Genomic DNA, 12,585 nt, shown 5'->3' on the forward strand with positions numbered 1-12,585 from the left:
TTCGCACTACCTTTGAAGGTGGGTCATCTCGCCGTACAAATCGACAATGAGCTGGAACTCGTCTGCATCATGGAAACTGCATTGCCCTGCGCCGAATGACTTGGCGACCTCGATGCAGAAGCGTGCCACCTGTTCTACATCGGTCAGGTGTGTTGCCCCAGTGCCCGACCCGGGTACCGGAACCTCAGTCGTGATCGCCACGCCGACAACTGGCGCAGCAGTAGCAGTCGCCGGTTGGAGGATGCTGTTCAGATGGAAGATGTCGTTGCCATACGGCGTGATGTCCTGTGTCGTCAGCGCGAACACAGCCGGCAAGCGGCCCGTCGTCCACTGCATGATGTCGAGCAGATCCTCGCTGACCCGCAGAATGTAGCCCTGCTTCACGGTCGGGGAGATGGCAAAGCCACGTGTGTTGATGATGCGGTTGCCCTTGGTCGTGTCGACCGAGAGGATCGCATCCATCCGTTCATCGACCTCAAACTGGTTCATCTGTGACGTGGCGACCGGGGAAGCCATGAACGGCACCGGGTCGTGGGGACGCACCGGCGCGTCAGGACAGATGTGGGTGGCGACGATCACATCGCCGGGGAGCGTGTCGCCGTTTCGCTGCATATGGCCCAGCTTCATCGCTGCTGCGATTGTGGCCAGCGCGCCGTCGCCGTCCGACACGAAGCCAATCCGTTCCGGCCGCGCGCCAAGTCCACCGAGACGGCCAATGATGCCGAGCGTCGGCGCACTTCCGCCCGAGGCGCGCCCGTCGCTCCCCGGGATTATTACCTTTATGAAATCGGTGGAGCCGTTCGGACCTGTCACGCGCTCGACCTGCACGTCGTTGACGCCGCTGTCGGACAGCAGCACCGCGACCCGCTGGCCATCGACTGCCGCACTATCCAGAACATCGAACGCATCCAGTACCTGCCGCAGAACCATGACTACCCCTCCCCGCCACATGTTCGATTGCGCCTCTCCACAGGCAGCATTCCGGGCATTATCGCCGAGCAGCCTGAACAGCACGCGAACTGTATGTCGCCATCACCGATCGCTCGATGCGTTCTCTGATCACGATCATCTGCCACGGATTACTACCGGCGGACTCAGCCTGGCCGCAGAGCAGTGTCGCATCGACTCCGCGACTCTCTGGCAGACAAATGCCTCGCTGCTCGTCAAGCTCTGCGCGCTCGAACGCCTGCGTGATCGGGTCGGACTCCCGCGCTGGGTCGTTATCTCGAACGGTCTCAGCAAGCCGGTGCCATTCGATCTGGAGAGCGTTTGCGCGATCCGCACCATCGAACAGGTTGCTCGAACCACCGCTCACACGGTGTTCATCGAGACGGTGCCGGCACCGCCTGACTTCTGGATTTCTGACGCGGACGGCGAGGCATTCTGCTCGTCGATCACGCTGCGGCTGCCGGTCGATGAGTCGTCAGAAATGCTGGCCGCGCGCACCGCTAGGCAGTTCGTGTCAAAGCGCGCTACACCCAAATGACTCCCATCCATCAAGCACGAAAGCGCGGCAAGACCCCGTATCATGCCCGAGGAGCACGATCAGAGCGTGACCGTGCTGCACAGAATCGAAGGGAACATGACCTGATGCCGTTGACCAGACCGACGTGGCCCGGTGGCGCGAACTGCGCAGTGACGTTGACGTTCGACAACTTCGGCGAGTCGTTCGACTTGCTGCGCTACGGGCACGCTGGCGGTGCGAATGCCGATGGCATCTACGCAGCCCGTCGTGGTGTCGAGCGCGTGCTCGACCTGCTTGCGCGTCGCGGCGTACCCGGCACATTCTTCGTCGAAGGCTGGAACGCACGCAAATACGCAGCCCTGGCGCGCGACGTGGTTGACGCCGGGCAGGAGATTGCGGCGCACGGCTGGATGCACGAGACCTGGAGTCAGCTCCAGCCCGACAACGAGCGCGATCTGATTCATCGCGCAGTGGACGCGATTACCGACGCCACCGGCATCCAACCGCTCGGCTGGCGCTCGCCCTCCGGACTGGCGACCGCCTCGACGCTGCGCTTCATCGCCGAAGCCGGATTCCAGTACGACAGCTCGATGGCGGACGACGACATCCCGTACCTCTTGCAGGCCGATGCTTCATCCAAAGACGAGATCGTCGAGCTGCCGTGGACGTGGACTCTGGACGATGCCGTCTACTTCGCGCACCCCGGCGCAATCCGCGACCCGCGCAGTGTCGTTGACCAGTGGATCGCCGAGTTCGATGCAGCCTATCTGCACACAGGCTGTTTCATGCTCGTGTGCCACCCGCGCTACATCGGTCGCCCGGCCCGCATCGGTGAGCTGGAACGCCTCATCACTCACATCCAGCAGCACGACGACGTCTGGTTCGCCCGCTGCGACCAACTCGCCGCCGCGACTACTGGACAACCGTGGGCTCCGCACTACCCGGCACCGGCGGTGATGGGGGATGGGGAGTAGCACACACCTGGCATAGACCGGTTCACGATGATTCACGATGCCGTGCGGTACAGACTTGCAGCAGCGGAGTGCCGAGCGGACCGCCCCTCACTTATGAGTTCATAGACGGAGCTGTAGGGGGTGTTTCAGCCTGTCCTTGACAATGTCACGCTGCACATGTGACTGCGCTTGACCGGGGGCCCATGTAGCAACGTAGCTGCCCAGCGGGCTTCGTGGACCGTGTGTGACGAGCGAACCAGGTTACTGGTCCAGGTGAGCATCCGCAGCGCTCGCAGCTCGTTCGGCTACCTTGAGTGACGGAAGCCACGGACTGCGCGTCTCCCGAGCATCGGTTGGCAGACGAATGCTCTGATCACACCTGAAGTCCTCGAAACAGCGCTCTTGAAAGCCAGCTCGACTCATGGCTGATGAGCGGATTTCTGTGCATCTCATTGATAGACATACATAAATACCAAGTTAAAGAGCCAAAATCTGTGCCGCCCGATGTCGCCGCTGCGCGCCACGCCGAAATGCAAGCGGGTACATTACCGAAGAGTGAATCCGAAATCGATTGCACGATTCTGTTTTTCCTGCTACGGTGTGACCTGACACGTGTCACCAATAGATATTGCCAGCTAATACTTCCATGATGCCTCTCGGTTGAGCACAAACATGCTGGTCAATGAACCTCAGAAACATTGTGTCCAGTATCCGAGGCATCCAACCATCCATCTCTAGCAATCCAATCGGCCCGAGGTTTGCATCTTCTTATGCCAAACAGTATTTATTGAACGCAATTCGCCTGTGTGTTGGTGAGTTCTGGAGCGAAGCATAGAGCAATCACTCCACAAGAAGAAAGGAAGATGGATACACAACAATAGGCGTGTCCTGTTGAAAGTTTGTTCGTTATGAGGGGAGACACGAACTTGTCGTCAATTATTCCAGTGCCGTCAGGGCATCCGACGTTCATGGATGTGCCACGATGTGTAGATCTCAGCACACTCGAGGCTGACATCGCCATCATTGGCGTTCCGTACGGTGTGCCGTATCACATGTCAGGAGCTACTCAGGTATCGAGCACGTCTCCAGGCACCGTGCGTGAGCAGTCGATGCGCTTTCCACGCTTTCTGACGCATTACGACTACGACTTCGGCGGCGACATCTTCAATGGTCGAGATGTCAAGATCGTTGACTGCGGCGATGTTGAGATGACACCTGGCGCGTACGAGGAGAATAGCCGGGCGACGACGGATGTCATTCGGGCGATTCTGGACCGCGGCGCGGTGCCAATCGTGCTCGGCGGCGACCATGCAATCCCCATTCCCGTCATGCGTGCGTATGAGGACCATGGCCCGATCTTCGTTGTTCAGCTCGACGAACATCTCGATTGGCGGGAAGAAGTGAACGGCGTCCGTGAAGGGCTATCGAGTCCGATGCGACGCGCTTCCGAGATGAGCTGGGTCAGTGGAATGGCACAGATTGGGCTGCGCGCTGTTGGTAGTGCTCGCCAGGGAGAAGTGGACGACGCAATTGCCTACGGCAGCATTCTGGTAGGTGCTGAGGAGCTGCACAGGGTTGGCGTCGAGGCAGTGCTGGAGCGGATTCCTGCGGGGCAACGCTACTACATCACCTTCGACGCTGACGGGCTCGATCCCACAATCGCTCCGGGAGTGCTCACGCCGGGGTTCGGCGGCATCGACTATTACGAAGCGTCGAACCTCCTCCGTGGTCTGGCCCGGCGGGGCACAATCGTCGGTTTGGACTTCGTCGAAATCGTGCCTCATCTGGATGTCAACAACACGACAAGCCTTGTGGCTGCGCGATTGATCCTCAACCTGATTGGGCAAATGGCCTGGTCGGGTCAGATTGGTCGAACCTGAGGAGTGCGCTGCGTTGATAGGAGAGTGATGAGATGGCCCTCGACAAGTCGCTCATCCTGAACAGCATCGAGCAACGACAAGCCGAGTTCATTGACCTGTGTAGCAAGATCGTTCAAATCCCGAGCGAGAACCCGCCTGGGGACACGACCGAGCTAACGAGCTTCATCTCCGGGATCCTCTCACAATGGGGGATCGAACATACGGTACTGGAGCCACGCCCAGGCAATCCAATGATCCTTGCATCAGCCGGCAGCGATGCTGGTCGACATCTTGTCCTGAACGGGCATCTCGACGTATTCCCGGCCGATGATCCTGCGTTGTGGTCGACACCCCCGTTCTCCGGGCTGGTTGAGGACGGCAAGATCATGGGACGTGGTGCGGCTGATATGAAGGGTGGAACGACCGCCTCGTTGATTGCGTTCCTCTTGCTCCATCAGCATGCAGACCAGCTCAACGATCGCGTGAGTCTGACTCTCGTCTCGGACGAAGAGAGTGGCGGTGCCTGGGGCGCGGCATGGCTTCTGGACAACCATCCGGAATATGTCGGTGATGCACTGCTCAACGCCGAACCTACCGGGCTCGATACCGTTTGGATCGGCGAGAAGGGCATCAGCTGGCTGAAGCTCGTCGCTGAAGGTGAAGCTGGTCACGGTTCGACCGGACGTGGCGAAAACGCGATCACCCGTCTGTCAGAAGCGGTTCTCGTTGCACGGACAATCTCAGATCTGGAGGGCGAGGCACCACATGATCTCGTCCCGGTTCTGGAAGAACAGGCGAAACGGCCGATCTTTGGTGGGGGACAACTGCACGGAGACCTGCTAACCCGCTGCTCGGTGAACGTCGGCATGATCCAGGGCGGGATTAAGACGAACGTTGTCCCACGTCGGGCCGAAGCCGAAGTGGATATTCGCGTCCCGCTTGGTGTCCTTCCGAGCGATGCCCGCGACGAGGTCACTCAAAGGCTCCGGGCAGCGGGACTGGCCGACATTCGCGTCGAGCCTGTCGAGCACCAGACGTGCCCCGCGACAGTGATCTCGCCAAACGACCTGCTCTTGAAGATCTTGAAGTCCAACGCCAAAGAATTGATTGGGTCGGAGCCGGCACCTGGTCTGTGCCCTGGTGCTACCGATGGACGGTTTTGGCGAGCGAGAGGAGTGTCGACAGTCATATACGGGCCGACCAGCTATCACATGGCCGAACCAGACGAATACATCTTCATTGACGACTTCCTGAACACCCTTCGAGTTCACTCCGCGACTGCCGTCGACTACTTGAACCTGTCGGCAACTGGCAAATGATCCGTTGATTGATCCGCTGCACGTTGATCGAACTGACGACGGATTGCTACGCACGAACGGCCTGAAAATGAGAGGTGTCACATGAACGAGCAGACAATCTTGGAACAACTGCGACGCGACGCGGCGCATGGCCTGATCGGACGACGATCGCTCCTGAAGCGGGCGATGGCCCTGGGGTTGGGTGCCCCTGTCATTGCTGGCTTGCTCGCCGCCTGCGGCGGTGATGACAGCGACGCAACTTCGACTACTGCATCATCAGACAGCACCAGCCCAACCGCAGAGTCTGGCGACGAGCCGTCTCCAACTGAAGCAAGCGAATCGCCGACGGAAGCCGGCGAGTCCCCAACAGAAGGCTCGACAGGCACAGCAGGTCGGGGTGAAGGCGACACGCTCCGCATTCTGAACTGGCAAGCCCCGACGAATCTCAATCCGCACTTCTCGCAGGGCTATCACAACTCTGCACCGGCGCAGATGGTCCTCGAGCCTCTTCTGATTGTCGACGCGGCGGGCGACATGGTGCCGATTCTGATCGAGGAGGTGCCTACGCTCGAAAATGGTGGCATCGCTGCCGATGGCAAGACCATCACGTTTACCCTGATTGAGGGGCTTGTCTGGTCGGACAACACGCCATTTACGTCCGACGACGCCCGCTTCACCTGGGAATGGGTGTTGGCACCCGGGTCGCAGGCAACATCGACTGAGACATTCGAAACCATCTCCGATGTCGAAGTCGTTGATGAGCGGACCTTCATCGTGCATTACGAGGAGCCCGATCCGGCCTGGTACAACGCATTCTCGCGTGGCCCAGGTCTTGGTGGCCAGATCCTGCCAAAGCACCTCCTGAGCGAATCAATGGGTGAGGAGTCTGTCAACGATCCCTTTAACCTCAACCCGATCGGTACCGGTCCATACAAGATCACGGAGTTTCGTCCGGGCGACGTCGTTCTCTACGAGATCAACGATCTTTACCGCGAGCCGGACAAGCCCTTCTTCAAGCAGGTTGAGTTCAAGGGCGGTGGCGATGCCCCGGCTGCCGCGCGAGCTGTGCTCTCGACGGGCGAGGTCGATTACGCCCCAAATCTGCAGGTAGAAACGCAGCTCCTGGAGCAGATGGAAGGCGAAGGCATCGGGAAGCTGGTTTCCACGTTCGCTGGGACCGTCGAGCAGATTCTCATCAACTTCGCCGATCCAAACACCGAGATAGACGGCGCGCGGTCTGAGCCATCAACTCAGCACCCGTTCCTGTCTGACATCGCCGTTCGGCAGGCTCTGGTTCTTGGTTGTGATCGGGAGACTGTCACAACCCAACTCTACGGCGCAACCGGCGAGGCCACAGCCAACGTCATTGCTGCACCGGCAAACTTCGTGTCGCCAAACACATCGATCACGTTCGATCCGGATGCAGGCGCTGCACTGCTGGAGGAGGCAGGCTGGACAGGTACTCCTCGCGCGAAGGACGGCGTTGAAATCAACATCCTGTACCAGACGTCGATCAATCAATTGCGCCAGAAGACGCAGGAGATCATCAAGCAGTCGTGGGAAGGGATGGGACTGACCGTACAGCTGAAGTCGATCGATGCAGCCGTCTACTTCTCGGCTGACGCGGGCAATCCGGACACATGGTCGCACTTTTACGCGGACGTGGAGATGGCGGCAATCACTACCAACCCGTTCCCTCAGCCGCTGATGCGGTACTGGCTCTCAGCCGATCCTGACGTCGATCTTCCACAGAAGAGCAATGGCTGGAGCGGCCGGAACTTGACGCGGTGGCAGAACCAGGAATTCAACGAACTCTACGATCAAGTCCGAACTGAGCTGGATCCGGCGAAGCAAGCCGAACTCTTCATCGGGATGAACGATCTGATTGTGGACGATGTCGCAACGATCCCACTCGTCCACCGTGCCACTCCCGCTGGGCAAACCATCAAGCTGGTTGGCAACAACCCCAGCCCGTGGACTGAGTTCACCTGGGACATCGCCAACTGGAAGATGGATGGCTAAGTCCTGCGGCGATGGCTGGTCCACACCAGCCATCGCCGTTCAGCGCTGCTCAATGGCGATCGTGTTCAGACTTGGTGTTTGAACGCGTGACCTTCGCGGAAGAGCTGTTACAGAATGTGAGTGAATGAGAGATGAGCTTGATAGAACCAGTTCCCGTTGGAGACCCATCGTTCCTGAATGCGCCTCGACTGGATGACCTCGGATCGCTTGATGCCGACATCGCGGTGTTCGGTGTTGTCGGTGGTCCGCCATACGATATGGAAGGCGCGAAGTACCCGGCCGGTGGTGCAACGCAATCGGTTCGCGCACAATCACAGATGTATGCGAACTTGACGACGCATTATGACTTCGACTTCGGCGGGTCGATGTTCGCTGACCGGGATGTGCGCATCGTCGATTGTGGCGACGTAGCAATGGAGCCGGGTGACTTTCAGAACAATACTGAGGTCACCAGGCATGTTACCGAATCGATCCTGGCACGTGGTGCGGTGCCGTTTGCAATCGGCGGCAGCCATGAGATTTCGATTCCAATTTTTCAGGCTTTCGCTGACCAGGAGCCGTTCTACCTTGTGCAGATTGACGCGCATTACGATTGGCGTGACGACGTGAACGGCGTCCGCGAGGGGTTGTCGAGTGTTATGCGGCGCGCGTCCGAGATGCCGCATGTTCTCGGCATGGCTCAAATCGGCTTGCGGGGTGTGGGAAGTGCGCGCCAGGAAGAAGCTGACGCCGCGCTGGCCTATGGGAAGAGTCTCATTATCGGTGCTGAGGAAGTCCATTCTGCCAGCATTGACAATGTCATTGACCGGCTTCCTGACCACGATCGCTATTACGTGACGTTCGATATTGACGGGATGGATCCGACCATTGCTCCCGCAGTTGGCACGGCTGCGTTTGGTGGACTGGGCTACTACGAGGCATTTCATGTGCTCCGAAGTGTGGCTCAGAAGGGCAAGGTAGTCGGGTTTGACCTTCCCGTCGTGCGCCCACACCTGGATGTCAGCAACCGCACCAGCTTGCTCGCTGCTCGCATGATGCTCAGCATGATCGGCTGGATGGCACACACAGGGCAGATCGGACAATCCTGACAACAGACGCTGGACTAGTCAGAACAGGAAGAGTGACGTGCGAGACCCACGATCGTATCTGCAGGACAGATTGCGCAGCAGTCGTGATGAGATCATTGAGCTTGTGCAGCACATGGTGCAGATCCCCAGCGAAAATCCGCCCGGAGACACAACCGAACTCTATGCATACGTAGCGGGCTATCTCGAAGAACGCGGCCTGAGCGTGGAAACCGTGGCGCCGCAGGCGCACCTACCGAACCTCGTAGCGTCATACACCGGTGCAAATCCCGGAAAGCATCTGGTGCTCAATGGCCATCTTGATGTTTTTCCGGCAGGCGACCATGCTTCTTGGTCGGACGATCCGTTCTCCGGTCTCGTCCGCGACGGGAAGATGTTCGGGCGCGGTGTGTCCGATATGAAGGTCGGCACTGCTGCGTCGATTCTGACCTATATCTACCTTGCAGAAGTACGCGACCATCTCAAGGGCACGCTCACCCTCACCGCCGTATCGGATGAAGAAACTGGTGGTAAGTGGGGATCGCAATACCTCGTTGACAATCGCCCGGATGTGCTCGGGGACTGCCTGTTGAATGGCGAACCAAGCACGCCAGGAATGGTGCGTTTTGGCGAGAAGGGCCCGCTCTGGTTGGCGATGAGTGTGAGTTCCCACGGGGGACACGGTGCCTATACCCACCAGAGCTCCAACGCGATCATTAAGGCTGCTGACATCATTGCTGATCTGAAGCATCTCACCGGACTGCCCATCTCAATTCCGCCCGCCGTAGATGCGAAGATCGAGGCTGCCCGCGCAGGCTTCGATGCGCACCTCGGTGAGGGTGCGACAGACACAGTCAAACAGGTGACACTCAACATTGGGATGATTAGCGGTGGCGTCAAGATGAACGTCATCGCGGCTGACTGCCGGGTTGAGGTTGACCTGCGCTGCCCAGTTGGCCTTTCATCATCAGAGTTGCTTGCGGCGTTCGAAGATGTCATCCGTAATTATGAAGGCGTGCAATACGAGATAGTCCAGCAAACAGAGCCTTCATGGAGTGATCCGGATCACGAGATGGTCGGAATTCTGCTCAATAATGCCGAGGCAATCCGCGGTATTCGTCCGAATCCCGGGATAAGTATTGGCGCGACTGATTGTCGGCTGTGGCGTGAGAAAGGGATTCCGGCGTTTGTTTACGGCCCAACGCCCTACAACATGGGCGCGCCAGACGAGTTTGTCACGCTGGATGACTTGCTGGGAACGGTACATGTTCATATCTTGAGCGCATTCGATTATCTGACGTCCTGATTAGAGTCTAATCTCGGTGCTGCTTTGCAGCCTGAACCTTGTCGTGATCGGTGTCAGCCGAAGGGCTGACACCTCGTGCTCCGTGTGTGACCTGACACTCCCCTTAGCGTCAGGTGGCATCAAGTCGCCGGTATCAGCAACGCCTGGCCATACGCCGATCACCATCGCCCTCACGGCCTGCGCCTGGTGCGCACTGGTGCCACGCAAGATCCCAATGAAGATCATCGATGGGCTCTTTGACGACTGTGTCGCCACATGGTTGCTGTCAGTTTTGCTGTCAACACCTGGACAGGCTCAGGGGTTTCCCCGATATAAATGGGAAAAAGTTCGGTGCCGAAGGTGGGAGTCGAACCCACACGACCTTGCGGTCAGCGGTTTTTGAGACCGCCGCGTCTGCCATTCCGCCACTCCGGCATCGCCTGGTTGCGACCGCGAAGTATACCGCATCGCCGCTGCGGCTCGCTGTTTGCTAGAGTACGGTGCCGCCCCATTTTGGGGCTGTTCGATGTTCGCCTTCATCTGTGAGGGTTTCCGATTGTCGTCCCAACCACGAACTCGAGCCGAAGCGACGATGCGCTATAGCGGCGGTGGGGTGAACGACCTGTTCGCCGAGAATCCGCTGCGCCGTTCTGCCTGGGTGGTGGGCGTGTCCTGGGCATTGATTCTGGGTCCCGCCTGGCTGCTGGATGGCGACACGAGGGCGCTGCTGCTGATCGCCTTTGGCTGGCTGGCGGTGACCGGCATCGTCATGGTCACGCCGATCCTGATCTGGAGCATTGCGGAAGAGGTCTGGAAGTCCGTGCGGCGGCGCGTAGATCCGCCGGTAACGCTGCTCGACCTCAGTCCGCGGGCCGCGAACCTGCTGCGTCGTCACGGCTTTGAATCGATTGCGAGCGTTGAAGCGACGAGCGATGTGTCACTCCTGCTGCTCTCGAATATGGATGCGCGGGCAATTCGCGAGATTCGGCGGGCGATCAGCATCTGGCGCTATCAGCGCTGGCAGGAGCGCGGCTTTCCCGCTGACGAGCTGCCATAGCCTCCGCCTCGCACATGCCGACACATTTCCTCGCTTGCGGGTGAGCGTGTCGTGCGATGATGGAATCTGCGAAATTGGCAGGCATTGGCGGTTGATATAACCGTGCGCCCAATTTTCTGATCCGACCTGATACTGACGAATACTGGAGGCAACTAGTGGAGAGTCGACTCGTCGTACACGGTCCGTCAGTTGGTGGCGCGGAGGTCGTGCTGACGGCTGAGGCGTTGGCGTTCGTAGAGCAGTTGTGTCGCGCGTTCGAGCCGCGGCGGGCTGCGCTGCTGGCCGAACGAGCTGCGCGGCAAGAGCGCCTCGACGCCGGTGAGATGCCCGACTTCCTGGCCGAGACGGCCGACGTGCGGGCAGGAGACTGGCAGGTAGGGCCGGCAGCGCCGGGGTTGAACGACCGACGCGTCGAGATCACTGGCCCGACCGATCGGAAGATGATGATCAATGCGCTGAACTCCGGCGCAAAGGTGTTTATGGCCGATCTGGAGGATTCGCTGTCGCCAACCTGGGAGAACGTTGTTTCGGGGCAGTTGAATCTACAGGACGCGGCGCGCGGGACAATCGAGTTCGCCAACCCGGACGGTCGGCAGTATCGACTCAATGACGAGATCGCGACCCTGGTCGTTCGTCCGCGCGGCTGGCATCTGGTTGAGCGACACGTCACGCTCGATGGTGATCCTATCTCCGCCAGCCTGTTCGATTTCGGACTGGCGTTCTTCCACAACGCTGCCGTGCAGGTCGAGCGCGGGCTGGGACCGTACTTCTATCTGCCGAAGCTGCAGGGCCACAAGGAAGCGCGGCTGTGGAATGACGTGTTTGTCGCCGCGCAGGATGCGCTCGGCATCCCGCAGGGGACGATCCGCGCGACGGTCCTGATTGAGCATCTGCTGGCTGCGTACGAGATGGACGAGATCCTGTATGAGTTGCGCGATCACGCGGCCGGGCTGAATGCGGGGCGCTGGGACTACATCTTCAGCGCGATCAAGACATTCCGGCAGCGTGGAGAAATGGCACTGCCAGATCGCGCGCAGATCACGATGACGGTGCCGTTCATGCGTGCTTACACCAGCCTGCTGGTACGCACCTGCCATCGGCGCGGCGCTCATGCGATCGGCGGTATGGCAGCATTCATCCCGAACCGGCGCGACCCGGAGGTGACCAGCACAGCGCTGGCGAAGGTGCGTGAGGACAAGGATCGTGAGGCCGGGGACGGCTTCGACGGCACCTGGGTGGCGCATCCCGATTTGGTGTCGGTAGCGATGGATTCGTTCGACGCGGTACTCGGCGACCGACCGAACCAGAAGGACCGGCTCCGTGACGATGTCAGCGTCTCGGCAGCACAGTTGTGCAATCTGGCAATCCCTGACAGTGCCGTGACACTCGCCGGCGTGCGCAATAACATCAGCGTTGCGCTGCAGTACGTCGACAACTGGCTACGCGGCACCGGCGCGGCGTCCATTTACAACCTCATGGAAGATGCGGCGACGGCGGAGATCTCGCGTGCGCAGCTCTGGCAGTGGCTGCATCACGGCGCGCGTCTCGACGATGGCGAACCGTTCGACGCTGGCACGTACCA

Annotated in this window: 10 protein-coding genes and 1 tRNA gene; 9 read left to right on the top strand and 2 right to left on the bottom strand. The window is 59.5% G+C overall.

Annotation, left to right across the window (positions count from 1 at the left end; genetic code table 11):
* Positions 1–6 precede the first annotated feature (6 nt).
* Positions 7–930, bottom strand: a complete 924-nt coding sequence (locus M9890_04035; protein ID MCO5176131.1) for a DUF1177 domain-containing protein — start codon at positions 928–930, stop codon at positions 7–9.
* Here M9890_04035 and M9890_04040 point away from each other — a divergent pair.
* The 7 genes from M9890_04040 to M9890_04070 all read left to right on the top strand — a co-directional run bounded on the left by M9890_04040 (position 929) and on the right by M9890_04070 (position 9,967).
* Positions 929–1,486: a lantibiotic dehydratase family protein gene (locus M9890_04040; protein ID MCO5176132.1), complete on the top strand. Its 558-nt coding sequence runs from the start codon at positions 929–931 to the stop codon at positions 1,484–1,486. The two genes, M9890_04035 and M9890_04040, sit on opposite strands and share 2 nt — an antisense overlap.
* A gap of 104 nt (positions 1,487–1,590) precedes the next feature.
* On the top strand, positions 1,591–2,439 hold the full coding sequence (locus tag M9890_04045) for a polysaccharide deacetylase (protein ID MCO5176133.1): 849 nt from the start codon (positions 1,591–1,593) through the stop codon (positions 2,437–2,439).
* 905 nt (positions 2,440–3,344) lie between these two features.
* On the top strand, positions 3,345–4,298 hold the full coding sequence (locus M9890_04050; GenBank protein ID MCO5176134.1) for an agmatinase: 954 nt from the start codon (positions 3,345–3,347) through the stop codon (positions 4,296–4,298).
* A 32-nt stretch (positions 4,299–4,330) separates the two neighbouring features.
* Positions 4,331–5,596: an ArgE/DapE family deacylase gene (locus tag M9890_04055; GenBank protein ID MCO5176135.1), complete on the top strand. Its 1,266-nt coding sequence runs from the start codon at positions 4,331–4,333 to the stop codon at positions 5,594–5,596.
* Between the two features lie 99 nt (positions 5,597–5,695).
* Entirely contained in the window at positions 5,696–7,597 is a 1,902-nt protein-coding gene (locus M9890_04060) for a peptide ABC transporter substrate-binding protein (GenBank protein ID MCO5176136.1), read from the top strand.
* A gap of 131 nt (positions 7,598–7,728) precedes the next feature.
* Complete coding sequence (locus M9890_04065; protein MCO5176137.1) at positions 7,729–8,685, top strand: arginase family protein; 957 nt, start codon at positions 7,729–7,731, stop codon at positions 8,683–8,685.
* Positions 8,686–8,722: 37 nt separating this feature from the next.
* Positions 8,723–9,967: an ArgE/DapE family deacylase gene (locus M9890_04070; GenBank protein ID MCO5176138.1), complete on the top strand. Its 1,245-nt coding sequence runs from the start codon at positions 8,723–8,725 to the stop codon at positions 9,965–9,967.
* Positions 9,968–10,298: 331 nt separating this feature from the next.
* Here M9890_04070 and M9890_04075 read toward each other — a convergent pair.
* Positions 10,299–10,381, bottom strand: a tRNA-Leu gene (locus M9890_04075).
* Positions 10,382–10,502: 121 nt separating this feature from the next.
* Here M9890_04075 and M9890_04080 point away from each other — a divergent pair.
* Positions 10,503–11,003 carry a hypothetical protein gene (locus M9890_04080; protein ID MCO5176139.1) on the top strand — a complete coding sequence of 167 codons (501 nt, stop codon included), beginning with the start codon at positions 10,503–10,505 and terminating at the stop codon, positions 11,001–11,003.
* A gap of 155 nt (positions 11,004–11,158) precedes the next feature.
* Positions 11,159–12,585: malate synthase A (aceB, locus tag M9890_04085; protein ID MCO5176140.1), on the top strand; the 1,427-nt coding region annotated here is incomplete at its 3' end.

The organism is Thermomicrobiales bacterium (assembly GCA_023954495.1).
In the GTDB taxonomy this organism is placed as follows: Bacteria; Chloroflexota; Chloroflexia; order Thermomicrobiales; family CFX8; genus JAMLIA01.